This is a genomic window from Schaalia sp., assembly GCF_050312375.1.
Taxonomy (GTDB): Bacteria; Actinomycetota; Actinomycetes; order Actinomycetales; family Actinomycetaceae; genus Pauljensenia; species Pauljensenia hyovaginalis.
The window spans coordinates 95,244-117,640 of record NZ_JBNOYB010000105.1 but is presented as its reverse complement, the minus strand read 5'-3'; the positions used below and the strand labels follow the sequence as shown (position 1 = coordinate 117,640).

Here is a 22,397-nt window from a genome sequence, read left to right as displayed (position 1 = left end):
GTGTGCTCCTTAAGTGCCTGGAGGCTTCGAGCCGTGGGGACGGTGCTCCGCATCACCCTCCAGCGCCCACCGGACGCGCTCCTTGCGGTCGGTGCGCAGCGCGGGATGCGATCCGGCGCTCACCATATCGGACAGACAGGCCCGGGGATCCCGTGAAGTGACGAGCGCCTCACCCACGAGCACCGCGTCCGCCCCCCATTTCGCGTACTCGAACACGTCACGAGGACCGCGCACCCCCGACTCGGCGACCGCGACGACATCGGAGGGAATGATGTCGATGACCTGCTCGATCACATCGCGGTCCACGTCCATCGTCCGCAGGTCGCAGGCGTTGACCCCGATGATCCTCGCCCCGGCGTCGAGCGCGCGCAGGACCTCGAGGCGCGAGTGGACTTCCACGAGCGCGTGCATGCCCAGGGAGTGCGCGCGCTCGAGCAGGGAGACGAGAGCCGGTTGATCCAGGGCCTGGGTCATGAGGAGCACGAGGTCGGCCCCGTGGGCCCTCGCCTCATGGATCTGATACGAGGTGACGATGAAATCCTTGCAGATCACCGGGATGTCCACGGCGGCGCGCACCGCATCGAGGTCCTTGAGCGAACCGAGGAAATGACGGGATTCGGTGCAGACGGAGATCGCGGTCGCCCCACCGGCCTCGTAGGCCGCGGCCAGCGCGGCCGGGTCGTCGATGCGCGCCAGGGGCCCGATCATCGGAGTCGCCCGCTTGATCTCCCCGATGATCGCGACCGCGCCCTCGCGCTCGCGCAGGAGGGCGACCGCATCATGCGCATCAGCGGCCTTTTGAGCGCGGCGCTTGACGTCCGAGAGCGCAACCTCGGCTTCGCGCCTCTTCAGATCGTCGACGGCGCCGGCGATGATCTCGTCCAAGACGTTCACGGATCCCTCCTCCCGTCGTCGACGACTCCTTCGATGCTATCTCGACTGCGACGCGCAGCCCGAATCGGTTCAGCGAGCGGATCCGCACCGGCGGGTGATCGGGGCCTAGCGCGCCGGCCGCTCCAAGACCGAAGCGCCCAGGTCCCCGCCCTCGAGGAAGCAGGTCCTCTTCCCCGTATGACAGGCCGCCCCGACCTGATCGACCTCGATGAGCAGCGCGTCCCCGTCGCAGTCGATCGATACGGACTTCACGTACTGGGCGTGCCCCGAAGTGTCCCCCTTGCGCCAGTACTCTCGGCGCGAGCGAGACCAGAAGGTGACGCGCCCGGTCGTGAGGGTCCGATGCAGGGCCTCGTCGTCCATCCACCCGAGCATGAGCACCTCACGGGTGTCGTACTGCTGGATGATCGCCGCGACGAGTCCGGCGGAATCGCGCTTCAAGCGCGCTGCGAGAATCGGATCGAGAGCCACCGGATCATCCTGCCACGGTCGTGGCTAAGACGCATGCGCCGCCCTCACGCCCACTGCGGGATCACGCCGTGAAGGATGTAGGCGATCATCGAGCCGACCACGAGCCAGGGGCCCAGAGGCATCCGGGAACTGGTCCCCGCCGAACCGATGACGAGCCGCCAGACCGCGCCCAGACCCGCGGCGATCACGGACATGAACAGTCCGAAGACGGCGGCGGCGATGCCCTCGGTTCCGAGCATCGCGCCGAGCACGGGCGCGAGCTTGACATCACCGAAACCCACACCGCCCGGCAATCGCGAGAGGAGCCACATGGGGACCGCCCAGATCGCGCCGCCCCAGGCGATGTCGGCGAGAACCGAGGCGGGCGAGTCCGAGACGAGGACCGCGCAAGCGCAACCGATGGACACGCCGAGGGCCATCGCCCCCGTGTAGGCGTTCGGCAGTTTGTGGGTGCGCACATCCGTCAGCGCCGACAGGGTTCCGATCATCGCGACGCTCACGAGGGCGGCGGCGGAAGGAGTCGAATGGGCCGCGATCACGGCGAGGATGCCGATGAGCGCCGCCATCCAGGTGGTCCGGGTACGCCTCAGCGGCGGCAAGGTGGCCTCGATGAAGTAGCGCCTCTGAACGCGCCACCCCTTGAGCCACAGCCACCAGACGATGAGGATCCAGGTCGCGAAACCGGAGAGCAGGCAGACGTCTCCGAGCAGCGGTGCGAGCAGCGCGAAGCCCCGTTCGTTCATCTCCACGGTTCGAGCGCCGCCTTCATCCGCTTCAGGTCGGGATCCGATCCGGTCATGAGACGGACCTGGAGCGCGGCCTGATGGACGAGCATGTCGAGGCCGTGGGCGATCGCGGCGCCGCCGTTCTCGAAGGATTCCAGCAGCGGGGTCCGGCGGGGCGCGTAGACGACGTCGAGGAAGGCCCGCCGACCCGTGGGGGCGATGGTGCGGGCGAAGTCGTCGGCGACTCCGGCGGGAAGCGTGGAGACGACGACGTCCGCGGCGTCGATCGCACGACGGACCGCGTCCTGGTCCCCCCACATCACCTGGTCGACGGCGACGCCGAGGCGGGAAGCTGCGGCGAGGATCGAATCCGGACCGCCGAATCGGCGCGCGGCCACGCTCAGCTCCGCGACGCCCAGGGTGCCCAGCGCGGCCAGGGCCGATGCGGCCGTCGCGCCCGAACCGAGGACCAGCGCCCTGCGGGCCGTGACCCCCGCGGCTTCGATCGCCTCTCTCAGGGCCTCGGCGATACCGTGGACATCGGTGTTGAAGCCGGTGAGGATCCCCGCGGAGGGGACGAGCGTGTTCACCGCCCCGACTGCGGCGCCGACCGGGTCGACGGCGTCGCAGTAGTCGAGGACCGCGCGTTTGCACGGCATCGTGACCGACAGGCCGAGGCAGTCGTCATCAATGGACGACAAGCGGGCGCCGAGGTCGTCGAGGCCGGTCTCGATCCGCTCGTACCTCCACTCGGACGGCAGGCCGAGACCGTCCCAGGCCGCCCGGTGGAGGATCGGCGACAGGGAATGCGCGATCGGGGAACCGATGACCGCCGCCCAGCGCACGCTTCAGCACTTCCCCGGGTTCGCCGCGCAGTAGGCCTTGAACTTCTCGGCGTTGGCCTCCTGCTCGGCATGGGTTTGAGCGAAGAGGGTCTCCCCCGTGTCGAGATCAACGGTCACGTAGTACAGCCACGGCCCCGATGCCGGGTTGATGACGGCCTCGATCGCGCTCTTGGCCGGCTGGGCGATGGGCGTGGGCGGCAGGCCCTTGTGCAGGTAGGTGTTGTACGGGTTCTCGTCGGCGAGATCATCCACCGTCGGCACTCCGCCGGTCTTCCCGACGCCGTAGAGGACCGTCGAATCCATCTGGAGGAGCCCCTTGGTCTCGCCCTCGGGATCGGCGAGCCTGTTCTCGATCACGCGGGCGACCTTCGGCAGGTACTCGTCGATGTTCACTTCGCGTTCGAGGATCGACGCCTTGATGAGAACGGCCTGACGATCCGCGGCCGCGACGCCCAGGGCGTCGAGTTCGGACACCGTCTTCGCGACCATCTGGCTCAGGAGGGTCGCGGGCGTGTCGGTCGAGGCGAGTTCGTAGGATCCGGGGGCCAGCCAGCCCTCGGCCTTGCCGCCCGCTTCGGCCGGGAGGCCGATGGCCGCGGAGTCGGCCAGCGCCGAGTCGACCTCCTCCTGAGTGAAGTCGGTGACGGCGACGATGCGCTCGACGATCTGCGCCGCGGTCTGCCCCGGCGCGACGGTCACCGTGTTCTCTGAACGGTTCGCGTCGTCGAGGAGGGCCGCGACCGCCTCCGAAGCGCTCATCTTCAGTTTGAGCGTGTAGGTGCCCGGACGGATGGAGGTCGATGCCTTATTCGCGTTGAAGGCGCGGGTGAAGGCGTCGAGGGACTTGACGACGCCCGCGTTCACGAGGGTCTGGCCGATCTCGACGCCGGATTCCCCGACGTCCACCGTCACTTCGACGCTGCCCTCGCCCGGTCCCGGGTAGTCGTCGGCCAGGTGGGCCGATTGCGAGCTCGAATCCATCACTTGGTTGATCGCGAACCATCCGGCGCCTCCGAGGAGGACGAGGACGAGGAGGATCACGAAAGCGGATCGGATCCGCCGGTTCCTCCGGCGCCGCTTCACGCGGAGGCGTTCGTGCTCCAACCTCCGTGAGCGCATTCCCGTGGTCTCGAGACCCACCGCATCGGGGGCTTGAACCGCGCCCTCCGCCCTCGGCGCGCGTCGGGGCGGCTCCGTGTGCGAGCTTGCGTGAGCGCCGTGGGAGTGGATCTCACGGCGAGGTTTGAACGGGGGCCTCGGGGGCGGCGTCGTCATGAACGGTCGTTCCCTTCCTTCGTGATCTCGATACCGGGAGCACGCCCCGACATCCGCTCTTCGTCGAGCGCAAGTTCAAGGATGATCTGTGCGGCCACCTGATCGATGACCGGCCGGTGCTCCCTCTCCGGGATGCCGGACTGGCGAAGCCGGGCGTGCGCCTGATTCGAGCTCAGCCTCTCATCGATGAGGGCGACGCGGACCCCCGGACGCTCCGCTTTGATGCGACGCGCGTACCTGCGGGCGCCCTTCGCCGACACGCCCTCGCCCCCCTTGAGGTGGCGGGGCAGGCCGACGATCACTTCGAAGGCGTCGAATGCGTCGATGATGCGGCAGATGTCGTCGATATCCGACCAGTCGTCGCGCCGGTGAACCGTCTCAAGCGGCACGGCGAGGATCCCCTCAGGGTCGGAGCGCGATACCCCGACCCTGACGGTCCCCACATCGACACCGAGTCGAACTCCCCGGCGAAGGGTCACGAAGCCGCCACCTCGGCGCGGATCGCCGCGATCGCCTCGTGGATGCGGTCCGTCCTCGAACCGCCGCCCTGGGCGATGTCGTCACGGCCACCGCCTCCGCCTCCGAGGTACTCGCCGACCGATCGCACGAAGGCTCCCGCCTTGAAACCGGCTTCGCGCGCCTTGGGCGTCACGGCGACGACGATCGCGGGTTTGTCCTTCACCCTCGCGACGAGGGCCACCACGCCCGGACGGTCGCCGAGTCGATCCCGGACATCCAGGGCGAGGGTCCTCAGGGCGTCCGTCGAGGGGAGTTCTCCCGCGTCCTTGGCGACGAGCCTCGCCCGAGGATGATCCTCGGCCGCCTCCGCCAGTGAGGCCGCTCCGGCGAGCGTCTGCTCGAGGCGCAGGCGATCGAGTTCCTTCTCGACCTCCTTCAGCTTGGCGAGGACCTGCTCGATCCGCGACGGGGCGTCCTCCGGGCGTCCGCCGAGAAGCGTCGTGATCTGCGAGACGAGCGCGTGCTCCTTCGCGTGGAAGTCGTAAGCCCCGTCCCCGACGAGCGCGTCGATGCGGCGCACCCCCGAACCGATCGAGCCCTCGCCGAGCAGGGCGATCCGCCCGATCCGACCGGTCGTCGGCACGTGGGTCCCGCCGCAGAGCTCCTTGTCGAATCCGTCCCCGATGGTCACGACGCGCACTTCGGAACCGTACTTCTCACCGAAGAGGGCGATCGCGCCCGCCTTGCGCGCGGCATCGAGAGACATGATCTCCGTGGAGACGACGAGATCCTCGGCGAGCTTCTCGTTCACGAGCGCCTCGATATCGTTGAGCTGCGAGGATTCGAGCGCCGAGGAGTGACGGAAGTCGAAGCGCAGGCGCGACGGCGAGTTCTCAGAACCCGCCTGGGCCGCCTCCTCGGAGACGACGCGGCGAAGGCCCGCGTAGACCATGTGGGTCGCCGTGTGCGCGCGTGCGATCGCGAGTCGGCGCTGGGCGTCGATCTCGGCCCACGCCTTCGCGCCGGGGACGACGGTCCCCTCCGTGATCGTGCCCCGATGAACGGCCAGGCCGCGAATGGGCGCCTGAACGTCATGCACCTCGACGATCGCACCGTCCGCGAGCCGGATGACGCCGTGATCGGCGAGCTGGCCGCCCATCTCGGCGTAGAAGGGCGTGCGGTCCAGGACGATCTCGACCTCGGCGGGCGCCGAGGCGGCCGGGACGTCGACGCCGTCGACGAGGATCGCCTCGATCGTCGCCTCCGCCGCGAGGTCGGTGTAGCCGAGGAATTCGCTCGCCCCTCCGATGCGCTTGCCGATCTCCTGGAAGACGCGGACATCGGTGTGCCCGGTCTTCTTGGCGCGGGCATCGGCGCGGGCGCGCTCCTTCTGCTCGAGCATGAGGGCCTTGAAGGCGTCCTCATCGACCTTGAGCCCCTGTTCAGCGGCCATCTCGAGGGTGAGATCGATCGGGAAGCCGTAGGTGTCGTGGAGCGAGAAGGCCGAAGCGCCGTCGAGCACCTTCGAGCCGGAGGCCTTCGCGTCGGCGACCGCCAGATCGAGGATGGAGGTCCCGGCGCTGAGGGTGCGCCTGAAGGCCTCCTCTTCGGCGTAGGCGACGTCCTGGATCGTCGCCCAGTTGCCGTTGAGCTCCGGATACGACAGCGCCATGACCTCCTTGGAGGCCGTCAGGAGCGTCGGCAGCGCGGGCTCGTCGACGCCGAGCAGGCGCATCGAGCGCACCGCGCGGCGGATGAGGCGGCGCAGCACGTATCCGCGTCCGTCATTGCCGGGCCTGACCCCGTCGTTGATGAGCATGAGGGCCGAACGCACGTGGTCGGCCACGACGCGCATCCGCACGTCGTCGTCGTAGGCGGAGCCCGCTGAGGGGCCCGCGGCGCCTCGCCCGTAGGTCTTGCCGGACATCTCCTGGGCGGCCGCGATCACGGGGTAGACCTCGTCGATCTCGTACATGTTCGGCTTGTCCTGCATGATGAACGCCAGGCGCTCCAGGCCCGCACCCGTGTCGATGGCCGTCTTGTCGAGCTTGCCGACGAGCTCGAAATCGTGCCCCTCGCCCTCGCCCCGGACGAACTCGTCGAACACGAGGTTCCAGATCTCGAGGAAGCGGTCACCGGCGAGGTCCGCGACCGGACCCCCGTCGGGCCCGAATTCGGGGCCGCGGTCGTAGTGGATCTCGCAGCAGGCGCCGGCCGGACCGGGCTGGCCCGTCGACCAGGAGATCTCCGCGAAGGGAAGGCGCTGGATCCGCTCGGCGGGCAGTCCGATGGTCTTCGTCCAGTGATCGAAGGAGACCTCGTCCTCCTCCCAGATCGTCATCCAGAGACGATCGCCGTCGAGGCCGTAGCCGCCGCGGTCCTGAGGGGTCGTGAGCAGCTCCCACGCGAAGTCGATCGCGCCTTCCTTGAAGTAGTCGCCGAAGGAGAAGTTGCCGTTCATCTGGAAGAACGTGCCGTGACGCGTCGTCTTTCCGACATTGTCGATGTCGTTCGTCCGGATGCACTTCTGAACCGAAGCGGCGCGGGGCCACGGAGCGGGTTCCGTTCCCAGGATGTAGGGGATGAAGGGGACCATCCCCGCGACGGTGAAGAGGATCGAGGGGTCGGGGGAAATGAGCGGGACCGACTCGGCGATGTGGTGGTCCTTGGACCGGAAGTAGTCGAGCCAGCGGGAGCGGATCTCAGAGGTGCGCATGGGTCCTCATCGTAGTCGGGTCGGGCCGTGACGAGCACATCGCCGGCGCGACGGTGGAATATGGCGGACCCCGGGAACCGAGTTCCCGGGGTCCGTAGAGTCGGAATCAGCGCGAGTAGTGCTCGACGACCATCTGGACATCGACCGTGACGGGCACCTCGACGCGCTTCGGACGGCGCACGAGGGTGGCCTTGAGACGCTCGAGCTCGACATCGAGGTACTCGGGAACGGCGGGGAGGACATCGCGGTGGATGCCCTGCGCGGCGATCTCGAAGGGGACCGTCGTCTGCGACTTCGGCTTGACCTGGATCGTCTGGCCCGGCTTCACGCGGAAGGAGGGGCGGTCGACGATCTTGCCGTCGACGAGGATGTGACGGTGGACGACGAACTGGCGGGCCTGCTGGATCGTGCGGGCGAAGCCCGCGCGCAGGACGAGGGCGTCGAGGCGCATCTCGAGGAGCTCGACCAGGTTCTCACCGGTCAGGCCAGCGGTGCGACGGGCCTCTTCGAAGGCGCGGCGCAGCTGGGCCTCGCGGATGCCGTACTGGGCGCGCAGACGCTGCTTCTCCTTGAGACGAACGGCGTAGTCGGAATCCTGGCGACGACGCGAACGGCCGTGCTCGCCGGGGCCGTAGGGGCGCTTCTCGAAGTAGCGGACGGCCTTCGGGGTCAGGGCGAGGCCGAGGGCGCGCGACTCGCGCACCTGCTTGCGGGAACGGTTCTGAGCCATTTCCTCTGTCTTTCCTGTTTCTCATGTCATGACCCGAGGGGATTCTCGGGCCACGGGGCCGACTCCCGGAACGGGTGTTCCATCGGCTAGGGCCCCAGGGGTGCCGCAACGGCAACCCGAGCAGTCTAACGCATCGCGAGGAGCTCGCGAAGCGCGGCGAGCCTCTTCGTGAGCAGCGCCTCATGCCCGTTGACGGTCGGCCGGTAGTAGCGGGCGCCCTCGAGGTCATCGGGCAGGTACTGCTGGGCGGCGACGTGGTGCGGGGCGTCGTGGGCGTACAGGTATTCGCTCCCGTGCCCCAGGCGCTTCGCCCCCGCATAGTGCGCATCGCGCAGGTGCTTGGGGACCGGTCCCCCCTTGCCGGCGCGCAGATCCGCGATGGCCTCGTCGATCGCGAGATAGGCGGCATTCGACTTCGGCGCCGTGGCCACGGCGATCACCGCTTCGGCGAGGATGATCCGGGCCTCGGGCATCCCGATGAGGGCCACGGCCTGCGCTGCCGCGACCGTCGTGGACAGGACTTCGGGCGCCGCCATGCCCACGTCCTCGGCAGCGCAGATCATGACGCGCCGCGCGATGAACCGGGGGTCCTCCCCCATCTCGAGCATGCGGGCGAGGTAGTGGATCGCGGCGTCCGCGTCCGAGCCCCTCATCGATTTGATGAAGGCCGAGGCGACGTCGTAGTGCTGGTCCCGGTCCCAGGCGACCAGGGCCGTATTCGCCGCCATCTCGATGTGCGAGGCGTTGATGATCGCCGATGAGGTGTCCGCCGCGGCCCCTGCGGCCGCCTCGAGAAGTGTGAGGGACTTGCGCGCATCGGAGCCGGCCAGGCGGATGAGCGCGCCCTTCGCCTCCTCCTCGATCCCGAAGGCGCCGCGAAGGCCGCGCTCGTCGTCGAGGGCCCGATCGATGAGGGTTCCGATCGCCTCTTCGTCCAGGGGCTCGAGGACGAGGAGGAGCGATCGCGACAGGAGCGGCGGGATGACCGAGAAGGACGGGTTCTCCGTCGTCGCGGCGATGAGGGTGACCCACTGGTTCTCAACGGCCGGGAGGAGCCCGTCCTGCTGGGATTTCGAGAAGCGGTGCACCTCGTCGATGAACAGGACCGTCTGCTCGCCCGCCGTCGCGGTGCGTCGTCTCGCGGCGCTGACGACATCGCGGATGTCCTTGACTCCGGAGGACACGGCGGAGAGCTCCTCGAAGCGGCGCCCCTCGGCACGAGCGACGAGGTAGGCCAGGGTGGTCTTGCCCGTTCCGGGAGGGCCCCACAGAACGAGGGAGGAGCCCTGGGGGGCTCCGCGCTTGGCCCCCTCGAGCAAGCGCCTCAGGGGCGAGCCCTCCGCGAGAACGGCCTCTTGACCGACGACTTCGCCGATCGTGCGGGGCCGCATCCTGACCGCGAGGGGCGCATTCGGGTCGAAGGAGGGCGTGCCGAGGGCGTCGAGGCTCTGAGCCTCGAACAGGTCCATGCTCACGGCCCCGGCTTCGCCTTCGCCGATCTCAGGACGTGCGTCATCACGGCGGCGGAGACCAGGACGAGGACGCCCCCTGCGGCCACCACCGAACCGGACAGAGCGGTGAGCGACTGCGCGACCGCATCGGAGGTGGTCTGGGCCTCGTGCGCCCGGAGCGCCGAGGAATTCGACGTGCGGACCTGGGAGTTCAGGAGTCGACGGGCCGGTTCGGACAGCTTCGCGGGCTCCACGCTCACGGGCGGCGCGAGGAGGGTCTGGCGCCCGGAGGAGGAGCGGGACGGAGCCGGTTCGGACGCGGCGGGAGCGGAGTCCGCCTGGATCGGGGTGTCGGCGCTCGACGACGGGGCGGGCGCCTCCTGGAGGGACGGATCCTCCCGATCGGCCGACTCCTGGACGATGTCGCCCCGGGGCGCGGGCTCGTCCTCCCCCTGGACTGCGGGAGACGACTGAGGAGCGTCCTCGCCGCCGCTCGGCGCCTCGGGTGCGGCTTCAGGCTCCTTCGGCCGATCAGGGTTCTCCAGAACGCCGGCGTAGAAGCGCCTGGTGCATGCGCTGAGACCCGGTGCGTCGTAGGAGACTTCGAAGACGTGCACATCGCCGGGTCGCCAGCCGATGCCCGACGCGGAGTTCTGCGCGTTCGGGATCTCGGCGATGATTGCGAAACCGCCGGTATCGGGAAGTGAGGAGCCGCGCGCCCAGATCGTCGGAGCGAGCGCTGCGCCCGACTCGTCGACGAGGGGTTCGCGCCGTTCTTCGGGCCCCTCCGATGCCGAGGGGTCGATGCGGACGATCACCGCGACGGCTCGGCCGATCGCCTCTTGGCAGCCCGAGAGCCTGAGCGTGAAGGAGCTCGCGCCCTCGTACTTGAAGGCGGCCGTATCGGCCGTGCGCCCGTCGCCCCGAACGACTGCGTTCGACACCGGGCTCGGCGCGATCTGAGTCGCTTGAGCGGCGGAGAATCCGAGGGCGAACACGGTGAGGATCATCGCGAGGACGGCGAGGGCGCGCACGGGCGCAACGCCCCGAAAACGGCCCGCTCGTGGCATCTCATCCTCTCCTGCCCCGCATCCGCGAGGCGCACCAGGAGCTCAGACTATCAGCCGTCGGGACGCGCGGGCAGTGGGAATGGTTACTCGAAGAGCGAATCGTCGCCCGCGCCGCGCCTGGCGATGCGCCCCGCCCCGTCCGTGTAGTCGACCACGGTGGTGGCGCCGGCCGTGCCCACGGGACCGACGATGACGAGGTCGATGAGCGAGCCGATCCGGTCATCGACCTCGAAGCCGTCGGTCAGGGGATCTTCATCCCCGGGCATGATGAGCGTCGAGCACAGCAGCGGTTCTCCGAGCTCGGCCACGATCGCCTGGGTGATGACGTGATCGGGGATCCTCACTCCGACCGTGTGCTTCTTCTTGTTCAGCGTCATGCGGGGCACTTCCTTCGTGCCCGGGAGGATGAAGGTGTACGGGCCGGGCGTGAGGGCCTTGATCGTCCGGAACTGGGAGTTGTCCACGATGACGAGTTCGCCGAGCTGGGCGAAGGAGTGGCACAGGAGCGAGAAGTTGTGCTTGTCGTCCAGCTTGCGGATCTGCCGGATCGCATCCATTCCGGCCTTGTTCCCGAGGGCGCAGGCGATCGCGTAACCGGAATCGGTCGGCAGCGCGATCACTCCCCCTTTCCGAATCGTATCGACCGTCCTGGTGACGAATCGGGCCTGCGGGTTCTCCGGGTGCATCTCCACGTACGACATGCCCCTATTGTGTCCCACCTCACGGATTCGCGCCGGTGAATGCGCGGTCAATGCCTCGAGCTTCAGCGCATCCCGTCTTCGGCTCGTCGCTGACGAGCCTCTTCGCACTCCATGCGCGCACCAGCAGAATGAGCGCTCCCAACGGGACGAAGAAGGACGCCAGTCCGAAGAAGACCAAGAGCGCGGCGAAGTACCAGGCGAGCGCGACGAGGAGGGCGACGAGGACCCGGATCGCCCTTCGACGCGGAATGTAGCGGTCGACCAGCCAGACGACGCCGGGAAGGCCGAAGATGAACATCGCGGTCGCGATGATGTCGAAACCCTTGGGATCGGTGAAGAAGGGCAGGGTCTTCGCTGCGCGCCACAGCGCCCCACCGATAATTGTGTCGCTCATGACGAGGAGCCAGACGAGCCCCCACGCCGCAGAAAAGAACACCGCCGGACCCCAGATGCTCGCGAGCGAATGGCGCCCGAGCGCCGAGTCGACGCTGGCCCATGCCACGAACAGGACGATCGGGGCGAGGAGCAGGACGATCCGGCCGATGAAGAGGAACGCCTGGTCCCAGGGCCCTCCGGCGCCGCCCTCTCCTGCGACGAGGCTCGACAGTCCGGGAAGGAATCCGAGGAGCTCTGTCCACGAGGCGAGGACGAGGGCGAGGACGGCTCCGAGCGTTGCGAGGATCCTCACGTGCATCGGGAGGGACTCGAATCGGCGCGATGAGATGCTCGGCTTGCGTCTTTCCTCCCCGTTCGCCGCCGACGATGAATCGCCGCTCGGGAAGCGCACCACGAGGGCGACGACGATCGCAGCCCCAAGAACAGCGGCATCGATCATGAACCAGCCGATGACGAAGGCTTCGAGCCCGATCGCGATCCCCCCGATGGGCGCCCCGAGGGCGAGCCCGATGATCCAGCGCACCGCCCTGTGCGCTACGGCGCCCTCGAGAATCTCGTCGACCGCGAAGGCGACCGTCACGGCCATCACGAGCACAATCGCCCATACGCCGATCACGCCGACGGCCTCGAAGAGGCCTCGATCCTGAGCGCCCCGCGTTTCCTCAAGGATCAGTCGAATGGCGCCGGCGAGCCACCCGCAGGCGAAGGAGGCGCTCGCGCCGACGACGAATCCGAGGGCCCGAGGAGGGGACAGCCTGCCCTTCAGGCGCATGAGCGCCCCGATCGCCAGCAGGGAGACGAAGGGCACGACGAGACGCCCCATCGTGGTTTCGACCAGCAGGTAGGCCCCGCGATGCGCCTCCATCACTCTCGTCAACGTTCCCGCGTCGAATCCGGGAAGGAGGCCGGTGTAGAGCCACTGATGCACGATCGCCAGAAGACACCCCAGGGCCGCCGCGGCGAGCGCGACCCCGAGCGTCAGCCGACTCCCCCAGCCGTGGACGATCGCCGAGCGCACGAGCGCCCCGTCAGGCCGTTCGAGACCGCGAGCCCGAGCGTCCTCGAGAAGCGTCGCGAGGAACTCCTCACCCTTGTCCTCACGCCAGCGCTTCGGGTAGAAGCGCAGGAGCCGGGCGAAAGCCCCTTCGTTCAGCGGCATGCCCCTCATCCCCTTTCTTCGATCTCACGGAACGCCGGAACGCGGGTCACGCCGTGGCGCCCCGCGCACGAGCCGACCGCGCCGGGCCCGCTTTGAGCCGCCTCAGAGCATTCATGCGGGCCTTGGCGATGGCGGCCCGCGCCTCGAGGGCGCGGACCTCCTCGTCGAGCGCGTCCCCGCCCTCGTCCGTGAGCCGGTAGTAGCGCCGGGCCCGACCGTCGACGATCTCCTCCCCGTCGCTCACGATGAGCCCCTCGCCCGCAAGACGCTCGAGGGCGGCGTACAGGGAGGTGGCCTTCAAGACGACGCCCCCATCGGAGAGGCTCGCGACCTCGCGCATGATGTCGTAGCCGTGCCTGCGCCCCTGCGCGAGGGCGGTGAGGATCCAGAAGGAGTTGCGCGTCAGCGAGGTGCTCATGGAATAACCGTACAACAAGTCATATGCCATCAATAGGCATATGACTTGCGCATGTCGGCGAGGAAACGCAGCGGGGCGGCATGACGCGCATGCCGCCCCGCTGCGCTCATCCCCGTGAGGATGAGCGGACGCCCCTCAATTCACTCGGTCTTCCCGGATTCATCCTGCGCCGTTTGCTCACCGCGCTTCTTCGGCTCGGCGTCGACGCCCGCCTCCTTGCGCTGGTGGGCCGTGATCGGAGCCGGCGCATCGGTGAGCGGATCGTAGCCGCCACCCGACTTCGGGAAGGCGATGACGTCGCGAATCGAATCCGCCTTCGTGAGGAGCGCGACGATCCGGTCCCACCCGAATGCGATTCCGCCGTGCGGCGGCGCACCGAACTTGAAGGCGTCGAGCAGGAATCCGAACTGCTCCTGCGCCTCCTCCTCGCCGATGCCCATGACATTGAAGACGCGATTCTGGATGTCGCGGCGGTGGATGCGGATCGACCCTCCGCCGATCTCGTTGCCGTTGCAGACGATGTCGTAGGCGTAGGCGAGGGCATTGCCCGGATCCTCGTCGAAACTGTCGAGCCATTCGGGCTTCGGAGAAGTGAAGGCGTGGTGAACGGCCGTCCACGGGCTGTGCCCGAGCGCCACGTCCCCCTCGGCCTCGGCATCGCCGGTCGGCTTGAACAGCGGCGCATCGACGACCCAGGTGAAGGCCCAGGCGTCGGGATCGATGAGATCGCAGCGCTTGCCGATCTCGAGACGCGCGGCGCCGAGCAGCTCGCGCGCAGGAGTCGCCTTGCCGGCGGCGAAGAAGATGCAATCGCCGGGCTTGGCCCCGGTCGCCTCGGCGAGGCCCTCGCGCTCGGCCTCCGTGATGTTCTTCGCAACCGGACCGCCGAGCGACCCGTCCTCGCCGATGGTGACGTAGGCCAGGCCCTTGGCGCCGCGGGCCTTCGCCCACTCCTGCCACTTGTCGAAAGTGCGCCGCGGCTGCGAGCCGCCGCCGGGCATGACGACCGCGCCGACGTAGGGCGCCTGGAAGACGCGGAAGCTCGTGTTCGCGAAGTACTCGGTGAGGTCGACGAGCTCGAGTCCGAAGCGCAGGTCGGGCTTGTCCGAGCCGTACTTCTCCATCGCGTCCTTGTAGGTCATGCGCGGCAGCGGAGTCGGCAGGTCGTAGCCGATGAGGGACCAGACGTTCTTCATGACGTCCTCGGCGACCGCGATGACGTCGTCCTGGTCGACGAAGCTCATCTCGATGTCGAGCTGAGTGAACTCGGGCTGACGGTCCGCGCGGAAGTCCTCGTCCCGGTAGCAGCGCGCGATCTGGAAATAGCGCTCCATCCCCGCGACCATGAGCATCTGCTTGAAGAGCTGGGGCGACTGCGGCAGCGCATACCACGAACCCGGATTGAGGCGCGCGGGAACGATGAAGTCGCGCGCGCCCTCGGGCGTCGAGCGCGTGAGCGTCGGAGTCTCGATCTCGACGAAGTCGTGGGCGTAGAGGGTGTCGCGAGCGGCCCGCGAGACCTTCGAGCGCAGGCGCAGCGCGTACTGCTCGGGTTCGCGGCGCAGGTCGAGGTAGCGGTACTTCAGACGGGTCTCCTCACCCACGTTCCCGGAGTCCTCGGCGTGCGCGGACACCTGGAAGGGAAGGGGGGCCGAGGTGTTGAGGATCTCGATGTCGTCCCCCATCACCTCGATCGCGCCGGTCGCGAGATTCGCGTTCTCATTGCCCTCGGGGCGGGCGCAGACCTCGCCGGTCACCTTGAGGACGAATTCGGAGCGGAGTTCGTGCGCGACCGACTCGTCGCGGACCACGACCTGGGCGATCCCGGAGGCGTCGCGAAGATCCACGAAGGCCACGCCCCCGTGATCCCTGCGGCGGTCGACCCAGCCTGTGAGGGTGACCGTCTGGCCGATGGTTTCGACACCGAGCGAGCCGATGTTGTGGGTTCGGAGCACGTGCATTCCTTTCATCATTGCCGACCGCGAGACGGGCGGAGGCACCCGGGAATTCTACGCCCGAGTTTGGGCGCCCCCAAGACGGGTGGGAGGATTCGCAGGTGAGTGCTGACACCCCCGTGAAGGAACCCTGGCGCCCGATTGAGATCTCCCTCCTCATCGGGTCCGTCCTCCTCATCACCCTTGCCGCCTTCGAGGGCCTCGCCACGACCACGATCATGCCCAACGTCGTCGCCGAGTTCCATGCCGACTCCTGGTTCTCGATCGCCTCGGGCGCGGCCCTCGCCGCCCAGCTCTCGGCCACGGTGGTCGCCGGCGGCCTTTCGGACTCGCGGGGGCCCAGGCGCGTCCTCGGATACGGCGTCGCCCTCTTCGCACTCGGCCTCCTCGTGTCCGGGTGCGCGCCGATGATCGAGATCTTCGTCATCGGGAGGATCATCCAGGGAGTCGGCGGCGGCCTTATCATCGTGCCCCTCTACGTGTTCATCGGATCGATCGCCGACCCCTCGCACCGGCCGAGCTTCTTCGCCGCCTTCTCCCTCTCCTGGGTCCTGCCCGGACTCGTCGGCCCGGCGATCGCCGGATACGCGGTCTCCCTCGTGGGCTGGCGCCCGGTGTTCCTCGCCGTGCCCGTGCTCGCGCTCATCGCCCTCTTCCCCCTCATCGGGGTGCTCCGCGCCCTCGGCGCGCACGAGCACTCGCCCTCCTCACTCGCGCGCCTGCTCCGCCTCGCGATCCTCGCAGGGGGCGGCGTGGTCCTCCTCCAGCTGTCGGGCGCGCTCGGCGGCCTGCCCCTGGTCGCGGTCGCGCTCCTCGGGCTCGCGCTCACCGGAATCGCTCTCCCCAGACTCCTGCCGAAGGGCGCGTTCGCGCTTCGGCCCGGATTGCCCGCGGCGATCATGACGAGGCTCCTGGCCATGGGGGCGCAGGCGGGCGCCGCGGCCGTCCTCCCCCTCATCCTTCAGCGGGTCCACGACTGGGAGCCCGAATCCGCTGCGCTCGCCGTCACGATCGGCACCGTTTCATGGTCCGCCGGGGCGACCCTTCAATCCCGGATCACGGGCTCCGAACGACGGCTGCGCCTGCCCTTGATCGGCGTGGCCCTGCTGACGCTCGGCATCCTTCCCATCGTCGCGCTGGCGCACCCGCGGGCATGGATCTGGGCCGCGATGCTCGGCTGGTTCATCGCCGGGGCGGGCACGGGACTCATGCACTCCACGCTGTCCGTCCTGTCCCTGGATCTGACCCGCCCGGCCGAGCACGGCAAGGTCGCCAGCTGGCTCCAGGTGGCCGACGCCTCGGGCGCCGCGATCGAGCTGGCGATCATGTCGATCATCATGGCGGCCTGGAACTCCCTCGGGACCGGTGCCGGCCTCGCCTACCTCCCGGCTCCGCTCATCGCCTTCCTCTTCGCGCTCGTCGCCCTCGGCGCGTCGACCCGCATCAGCACGGGCGCAGCGCCGAGGGCGTGAACGCCGGACTCAGCGGGACTTGCGGCCGCGGTCCTTGAAGGAGCGCCCCTGACGCTCAGAGGAGTCGTAGCGCTCCGAACGACGAGAGCCGAAGCCCTTCCGATCGAAGTGGGCGCGCTTGGCGTCACGGCCGAAGGACCTGTGCTCGCGCCCGCGATCCTCGCGCTCCTCGAAGGAATCCCGCCTCTCGTAGCGCCTCGCGTACTCGCGCTCCTCGCGGTCGCGCGGCGGACGGCCGGAACGATCGAAACGCTGCGCAGCCTCGGGGCGCTCCGCACCCCGGGCGCCCGGCCCCTCGTCGAGACGGATCCTCAAGGGCCTGCCCTGGACGTAGCCGCGACCGATCCTGTCGAGCTGCTCCTTCGACAGGTCGGCGGTGATCTCCACCAGGGAGAAGGTCGGATAGATCTCGATATGGCCGACGTCGCGCCCATCGATCCCGCCCTCGCCCGCAATGGCGCCCACGATCGAACCGGGCTTCACGCGGTCCTTCTTGCCGACCTCGACGCGGTACTTCACGCTCGGCCCGTGAACCGGCCGGCCGCCCGCGCGCCGCTTCGCCGAATCCCGCCCCGGACGCAGGGGGCGGTCCTTGTCGCGCTGGCCCTCGAAGGAGGCGCCGATGAACTCACCGGTCTCATCGACTTCGCCCTCATCGCGCTGGCGGCCCTTCGCACGCCCCTTCTCGACGCGGGGCTTGGGGCCCTCGTCCCCCACCGCATTGGCCATGAGGGCCGCGGCGAGATCGGCCAGTTCCAGGCCCTCGGCCCGCACCGCCGTGTCGAGCAGCTCACGATACATCTCGAGGCGGCCCTTCTCGATCCGCGCCGGGAGCGTCTCGAGGACGCGGCTCGCCCGGAACTCGGAGACCGCGGCCGGGGAGGGAATGGCGACCTCCTCCATCGGAGTGCCGGTGAGGCGTTCGATGCGCTTGAGGCGCGAATGCTCACGGGGAGTGAAGAAGGTGAGGGAGCGGCCCTGACGGCCGGCTCGGCCGGTCCGGCCGATGCGGTGCACGTAGGCCTCGGGCTCGCGGGGCACGTCGAAGTTCACGACGAGGGAGATGCGCTCCACGTCGAGGCCGCGGGCCGCCACGTCCGTGGCGACGAGGACGTCCAGGGACCCGGAGCGCAGGCGCTCCACCATGCGCTCGCGCTCGCTCTGGGCGACATCGCCGGAGATCCCCGCCGCGCGGAAGCCCCGGGCGGACATCTCGAGGGAGATCTCCTCCACATCGGCCCGGGTGCGGACGAAGACGATCGCTGCGTCCGCCTCCTCCTGGCCCTTCGCGATGTGCTGGGCGCGGGTCGCCAGGACCCGCGAAAGAGCCCCGATCTTGTGCTTGTAAGGAACCACCGCGTAGGTCTGGTGGATCGTGTCGACCGTCGAGGACTCCTCCGAAACGGCGATCTTCACCGGATCGGTGAGGTGGGTCTTCGCGATCCGTTCAATGGCGGCCGGCATCGTCGCCGAGAACAGGGCCGTCAGACGGTCCTCGGGCACCTCGGAGGTGATCGTCTCGACATCCTCGGCAAAGCCCATGCGCAGCATCTCGTCGGCCTCGTCGAGGACGAGCATCCGCACTCCGGAGAGGTCGAGCGCCCCCTTGTCGATGAGGTCGATGACGCGGCCCGGGGTTCCGACGACGACCTGAGCACCGCGCTTCAGGGCCGAGATCTGCGGGCCGTAGGGGGAACCGCCGTACACGGGGACGACGACGAGACCGCGCGTGCGCGCGGCGAAGTCCTCGATGGCCTGCGCTGACTGCATCGCGAGTTCGCGCGTGGGCGCGAGGACCAGGGCCTGCACCCCGGGTTCCCCGGCGTCGACGATCGCGAGCATCGGAAGGCCGAAGGCGGCCGTTTTGCCGGTACCGGTCTGCGCGATGCCGACGACGTCGCGCAGTTCGAGCAGAGCGGGGATGGCCTCGGCCTGAATCGGGGTCGGGGTCGCGAAGCCCATGGAGGTGACGGCGGCGAGGATCTCCTCGGGCAGGCCGAGATCGGCGAAGTTCACGCGGTCCTCGCTCTGCTCATCGCCGGCGTCCCCGGTCCCGGCGTCGAGCGCCTCCTCAGAATCGGCGGAATCGGCGGACTCGTCGAGATCGACCGGGAGCCCAGCAGGGGGCGCGTCACGTTCAGCAGGGGCCGAGAAGTCTTCGGCATCGAGGGTTTCAGGCATGGGGGTATCGGGCACAATCATCCTTGGAATCGTGGTCATTCGAGGCCGGCATCACCGGACCGGGCCCATCGGGGCCTTCGGCGCCGCCTCGTACACACAACACTCACCCGCAGGTGCCCATCACAACACGAAAGGCGCGCCTCATCGCCCTTCCAGCCTAGTCGAGGAGCACAGCGCCGCGGCGATGCTCTTCCGTGAGTTCACTCACCGCTGCGGGGCCGAAGCGCGCGCCTCGAGCAAGAGCCGCATGATCTCGCGCTGCCGAGAATCCTCTGCGGCGCACTCGGCCACCGGGCCCTCGAGGAGCTCAGCGACGAGCAGGCGGCGAAAACTCCGCGCCGCCCTCGCCGAGGCCCTCGCCGCACCCAGCGAAATCCCGATCCGCGATACGAGGGCGATGATCACGGTCGCCGCCAGGCCGCCGAAGAGGCACCACGTCGGAAGCGGCACTCCGTATCTCAAGGGCAGGGGAAGGGCGACGAGCAGCGCATCCTGGGCGATCCGGGCCGCCCCGAGCCACAGCGCACCCGTCATCGCCACGATCCACCCGAGTGCCTGCATCCACGATGACAGCGACCACCAGGTGGGCCGAGGGTCCGGATCGAGCCCCGCTCGATTCACGACGCGGTCGGCGATATCGGGCACCGAGTCGACGAGGCGAGCGCAGATCGCCTCCATCGTCCTCGACCACGCCTCGGGTCGTCCGCGCCCGACCTCGGCTCCGAGACGGCGCACCGCCATCGAAGTGCGCGCGCGCATCGCCGGATCGACCGTGAAGTCGACGACCGGCGCTCCGGGGTGATCGGCGGCGGGGCGCAGATGGGCTCGGCGCACGGGATCGGAGCGCAGATGCCGGATCCAGCGCGTGGGCATCCATGACGCGCGGATGATCCCGCGATGCCGATACGAAGCGCCGACGCTCGCGGCGAGCCCTTCGAGACCCGACGACTCGGCGATCCGCTCGGCGAGGGCCTCGGCAAGACCCCGCGCATCGAAATCGGGCAGGGGATCAGGCGCGCCGATCGCAGTGCTCAGCTGCTCGGCGACCCGTTCCAGCGCCCCGACGGCTTTGACGGAAGTCGCTCTGACCATCCTCGCTACGGCATCGATGACATCGGCCAGGGAGGCGATCCCCTCCCCCGTCGCAGCCGACACGCCCACGAGCGCACTCTCAGCCGCACCCTCATCGTCGAGGATGCGCCGCAGGTGCGCGAGCACGGCATCGCGTTCGGACGCGCCCAAACGATCGATCTGATTGAGCACCGTCGCCGTGGCCCGCGCCGAACGCGCCATCGGCGCGACCCACTCGGCGTGGATCACCTCATCGGCGTACTTCTGCGGATCCACCACCCACAGGATCATGTCCGCGCGCTCCGCGACGCGTCGCGCCAGCTCTCGATGCTCCTCAGCGAAGGAATCGATGTCGGGCAGGTCGAGGATGACGGCGTTACTCGGGATCCGCATCCCGTCCGCACGGGCGCGCCGCTCAATCCCGAGCCAATCGAGAAGCTCCCTCGCGTCCAGATCGGGCGCGCACACCGCCAGGGCCTGACGCGTCGTCGGCCGCAAGACATCAACCCGGGCGAGCGAATCCCCGACGAGGGCGTTGACGAGCGACGATTTCCCCGATCCCGTTGCGCCGACGAGTGCGATGAGGACCGTTCCGGGATCCATGACCGCGCGCTCGCGGACGAGGACGAGCTTCGCCTCGATGTCATCGCGAAGCCGCACCGGAAGCTCATCCTTGAGCAGCTCGAATGCGCGTTCCAGCCCGTCGAGCTTGTCGAGCAGATTCACAGCCATTGGGCACGCACCCGGTCGATCGCACTCGTCAGGGGGAGCGAGGACTGATCCTCGGGCAGGAGCGACCTCAGTGGTTCGAGCTGCTCGGCCAGCGCCTCGCGCATCCGTTCCTCCAGGTCCTTCCTCGCGGCCTTCGCCATCGATCGAACGGCCTGATCGCCGAAGACGGTTTCCAGGAGCTTGTGCGCGACGAGCGCGGAGGCGCCGGCGATCCCGACTTCGGCACCGGTGAGCCCTCCCGTGGACGCGAAGACCGCGATGATGAGCGCCGCGGAGACGACATTCAGCCCCACGGCTGCGATCCGAGCGCCCGCCCGCCGGTCGCGCCCCTCGGCGCGCACCGTGTCGAGAAGACGGCGCTGCCAGGCGCGAGTGAGGTTCACGGCCCGCGATTCCGCCTCGTCGATCGGCCGGCGGGGCGCTGTTCGGGACAGGGAGCGCGTCCACTCGGCCCCTTCCCAGCGCACTCGGGCCTCATCGTCGGCGCGATGGAGCTCCTCGAGGATCAACGACGCCAGTCCGGCCTCGATCGCGTCCTCCACGGGAGCGCCCGGGGCGGGGCGGCCCCGCAGCCACGCGCCCGCTCGGTCGCGGAAACTCGCGAAGGAGGCCGACAGGAGTCTCGACACGTCCGCCGCCCCGACGACCTCGTTCCAACGGGCGAGCACCTCCCCTCGCAAAAGGGAACCGTCGGCGGTCGCCTCGCGCAGTCGCGCCAGACTTGCGGCCTCGGCATCATCCAATTGCGCACGGGCTCCCGCGCGCGCCCGGGAGGCGCGATCAATCGCAACGGCCACGGTTTCGGCGCGCTGCACGACATCGGCGATGGCGCCCGTCAGGGCGATCCGGGCGAGTTCGCGCCGCGACTGCGCGCTCACGGCCCCCGCGCTCAGCCAATCGCGCAGCTCGGACACCGCCCCTTCCCCCAGCACGCCGTCGACGAGGGCGGCTTCCTCGACGACGAGCACGGGGGCGCGATCAAGGCCCCTGCGATCCATGAGGGCGCGCAGATCCCCCGCCACCGCATCACGGGCATCGGGGGCGACGCGATCGAGGACGACCACGATCGTGATGCCCGATGCCGCGGCCTCGTCGAGGAGCTTCCAGGGGACATCATCGGCGTAGCGGGCAGCGGTCGTGACGAACACCCAGAGATCCGCCGCGTCGAGCAGACGCCTTGCGAGCGCACGATTCTCATCGCAGATCGAATCGACATCGGGAGAGTCGAGGATCGCCAGGCCCTCCGGCAGATTCGGGCATTCTCGGATCTCCAACTCCCCGGCGGTCCCGGCGCCCGCCGGAGTCGGCGGATCGGATGCGGCACGACGCACTCGGACGAGGTCGGGCAGTACCCGGGCCGAGGCGAAGCGGCCCGCGTCTTCCGCCCTGTGCAGGAGCAGCGGCCTGCGCGTCGTCGGACGCACCGGTGAGGATGCCGTCACCCGTGCGCGAGCCAGGGCGTTGACGAGGGTCGACTTGCCCGACCCGGTGGATCCTCCGACAACGGCGAGCAGGGGCGCGTCGAGGGACGAGGCTCGGGGCAGGACGAAGTCCTCGAGGCGCCGCAGCGCGCGGTCCCGCGCCTCCCGGCCCTGGGCAGAGCCCGGAGTCCCGAGGGGCACTACGGCCGTGCGGAGCGCGCCCCGCAGATCCTCGAGCGCCGCGATCGCGTCCAT

At 69.2% G+C, this 22,397-nt stretch carries 18 protein-coding genes; 1 reads left to right on the top strand and 17 read right to left on the bottom strand.

The window, feature by feature from the left end:
• Positions 1-9: 9 nt before the first annotated feature.
• The 14 genes from trpC to aspS form a co-directional block, all read right to left on the bottom strand.
• Entirely contained in the window at positions 10-894 is an 885-nt protein-coding gene (gene trpC / locus ACQY7V_RS08560) for an indole-3-glycerol phosphate synthase TrpC (protein WP_321082496.1), read from the bottom strand.
• 105 nt (positions 895-999) lie between these two features.
• Positions 1,000-1,365, bottom strand: coding sequence for a phosphoribosyl-AMP cyclohydrolase (gene hisI / locus ACQY7V_RS08555; protein ID WP_235360950.1), 366 nt, complete (start codon positions 1,363-1,365; stop codon positions 1,000-1,002).
• A gap of 44 nt (positions 1,366-1,409) precedes the next feature.
• A complete protein-coding gene (locus tag ACQY7V_RS08550; RefSeq protein ID WP_154477883.1) occupies positions 1,410-2,108 on the bottom strand; it encodes a prepilin peptidase in 699 nt (232 codons plus the stop codon).
• On the bottom strand, positions 2,105-2,935 hold the full coding sequence (locus ACQY7V_RS08545) for a shikimate dehydrogenase (RefSeq protein WP_235360951.1): 831 nt from the start codon (positions 2,933-2,935) through the stop codon (positions 2,105-2,107). The genes ACQY7V_RS08550 and ACQY7V_RS08545 overlap by 4 nt, the downstream gene beginning before the upstream one ends.
• A gap of 3 nt (positions 2,936-2,938) precedes the next feature.
• Complete coding sequence (mltG, locus tag ACQY7V_RS08540) at positions 2,939-3,976, bottom strand: endolytic transglycosylase MltG (protein ID WP_235360952.1); 1,038 nt, start codon at positions 3,974-3,976, stop codon at positions 2,939-2,941.
• A 230-nt stretch (positions 3,977-4,206) separates the two neighbouring features.
• A complete protein-coding gene (gene ruvX, locus ACQY7V_RS08535) occupies positions 4,207-4,689 on the bottom strand; it encodes a Holliday junction resolvase RuvX (RefSeq protein WP_235360953.1) in 483 nt (160 codons plus the stop codon).
• Positions 4,686-7,385 (bottom strand): alanine--tRNA ligase, encoded by a 2,700-nt coding sequence (gene alaS, locus ACQY7V_RS08530; protein ID WP_154477533.1) that lies wholly within the window; start codon positions 7,383-7,385, stop codon positions 4,686-4,688. Before alaS ends, ruvX begins: the two co-directional genes overlap by 4 nt.
• A 106-nt stretch (positions 7,386-7,491) precedes the next feature.
• Complete coding sequence (rpsD, locus tag ACQY7V_RS08525) at positions 7,492-8,115, bottom strand: 30S ribosomal protein S4 (RefSeq protein WP_154477531.1); 624 nt, start codon at positions 8,113-8,115, stop codon at positions 7,492-7,494.
• 125 nt (positions 8,116-8,240) lie between these two features.
• Positions 8,241-9,584 carry a replication-associated recombination protein A gene (locus ACQY7V_RS08520; RefSeq protein ID WP_154477879.1) on the bottom strand — a complete coding sequence of 448 codons (1,344 nt, stop codon included), beginning with the start codon at positions 9,582-9,584 and terminating at the stop codon, positions 8,241-8,243.
• Positions 9,585-9,586: 2 nt separating this feature from the next.
• Positions 9,587-10,636 (bottom strand): hypothetical protein, encoded by a 1,050-nt coding sequence (locus tag ACQY7V_RS08515; RefSeq protein ID WP_154477529.1) that lies wholly within the window; start codon positions 10,634-10,636, stop codon positions 9,587-9,589.
• Positions 10,637-10,719: 83 nt separating this feature from the next.
• Positions 10,720-11,337 (bottom strand): L-threonylcarbamoyladenylate synthase, encoded by a 618-nt coding sequence (locus ACQY7V_RS08510; RefSeq protein WP_154477527.1) that lies wholly within the window; start codon positions 11,335-11,337, stop codon positions 10,720-10,722.
• Positions 11,338-11,356: 19 nt separating this feature from the next.
• Positions 11,357-12,892 carry a hypothetical protein gene (locus ACQY7V_RS08505; protein WP_320836387.1) on the bottom strand — a complete coding sequence of 512 codons (1,536 nt, stop codon included), beginning with the start codon at positions 12,890-12,892 and terminating at the stop codon, positions 11,357-11,359.
• Positions 12,893-12,938: 46 nt separating this feature from the next.
• Positions 12,939-13,310 (bottom strand): PadR family transcriptional regulator, encoded by a 372-nt coding sequence (locus ACQY7V_RS08500; RefSeq protein WP_154477523.1) that lies wholly within the window; start codon positions 13,308-13,310, stop codon positions 12,939-12,941.
• 140 nt (positions 13,311-13,450) lie between these two features.
• A complete protein-coding gene (gene aspS / locus ACQY7V_RS08495) occupies positions 13,451-15,265 on the bottom strand; it encodes an aspartate--tRNA ligase (RefSeq protein ID WP_235360955.1) in 1,815 nt (604 codons plus the stop codon).
• A gap of 101 nt (positions 15,266-15,366) precedes the next feature.
• Here aspS and ACQY7V_RS08490 point away from each other — a divergent pair, with 101 nt between their 5' ends.
• On the top strand, positions 15,367-16,737 hold the full coding sequence (locus ACQY7V_RS08490) for an MFS transporter (protein ID WP_320836386.1): 1,371 nt from the start codon (positions 15,367-15,369) through the stop codon (positions 16,735-16,737).
• Between the two features lie 9 nt (positions 16,738-16,746).
• Here ACQY7V_RS08490 and ACQY7V_RS08485 read toward each other — a convergent pair whose 3' ends face one another.
• The 3 genes from ACQY7V_RS08485 to ACQY7V_RS08475 all read right to left on the bottom strand — a co-directional run bounded on the left by ACQY7V_RS08485 (position 16,747) and on the right by ACQY7V_RS08475 (position 22,397).
• On the bottom strand, positions 16,747-18,918 hold the full coding sequence (locus ACQY7V_RS08485; RefSeq protein ID WP_320836385.1) for a DEAD/DEAH box helicase: 2,172 nt from the start codon (positions 18,916-18,918) through the stop codon (positions 16,747-16,749).
• Positions 18,919-19,122: 204 nt separating this feature from the next.
• On the bottom strand, positions 19,123-20,721 hold the full coding sequence (locus tag ACQY7V_RS08480; RefSeq protein ID WP_320836384.1) for a GTPase: 1,599 nt from the start codon (positions 20,719-20,721) through the stop codon (positions 19,123-19,125).
• Positions 20,712-22,397, bottom strand: a complete 1,686-nt coding sequence (locus tag ACQY7V_RS08475; RefSeq protein ID WP_320836383.1) for a dynamin family protein — start codon at positions 22,395-22,397, stop codon at positions 20,712-20,714. The genes ACQY7V_RS08480 and ACQY7V_RS08475 overlap by 10 nt, the downstream gene beginning before the upstream one ends.

Bases quoted from the DNA above. Each gene is read 5' to 3' on its own strand.
- ACQY7V_RS08475 (WP_320836383.1), bottom strand. From the start codon at position 22,397: ATGGACGCGATCGCGGCGCTCGAGGATCTGCGGGGCGCGCTCCGCACG.
- ACQY7V_RS08520 (WP_154477879.1), bottom strand. From the start codon at position 9,584: ATGGACCTGTTCGAGGCTCAGAGCCTCGACGCCCTCGGCACGCCCTCC.
- ACQY7V_RS08485 (WP_320836385.1), bottom strand. From the start codon at position 18,918: ATGCCTGAAACCCTCGATGCCGAAGACTTCTCGGCCCCTGCTGAACGT.
- rpsD (WP_154477531.1), bottom strand. From the start codon at position 8,115: ATGGCTCAGAACCGTTCCCGCAAGCAGGTGCGCGAGTCGCGCGCCCTC.
- alaS (WP_154477533.1), bottom strand. From the start codon at position 7,385: ATGCGCACCTCTGAGATCCGCTCCCGCTGGCTCGACTACTTCCGGTCC.
- ACQY7V_RS08515 (WP_154477529.1), bottom strand. From the start codon at position 10,636: ATGCCACGAGCGGGCCGTTTTCGGGGCGTTGCGCCCGTGCGCGCCCTC.
- ACQY7V_RS08550 (WP_154477883.1), bottom strand. From the start codon at position 2,108: ATGAACGAACGGGGCTTCGCGCTGCTCGCACCGCTGCTCGGAGACGTC.
- ACQY7V_RS08480 (WP_320836384.1), bottom strand. From the start codon at position 20,721: ATGGCTGTGAATCTGCTCGACAAGCTCGACGGGCTGGAACGCGCATTC.
- ACQY7V_RS08505 (WP_320836387.1), bottom strand. From the start codon at position 12,892: ATGCCGCTGAACGAAGGGGCTTTCGCCCGGCTCCTGCGCTTCTACCCG.
- ACQY7V_RS08510 (WP_154477527.1), bottom strand. From the start codon at position 11,337: ATGTCGTACGTGGAGATGCACCCGGAGAACCCGCAGGCCCGATTCGTC.
- ACQY7V_RS08500 (WP_154477523.1), bottom strand. From the start codon at position 13,310: ATGAGCACCTCGCTGACGCGCAACTCCTTCTGGATCCTCACCGCCCTC.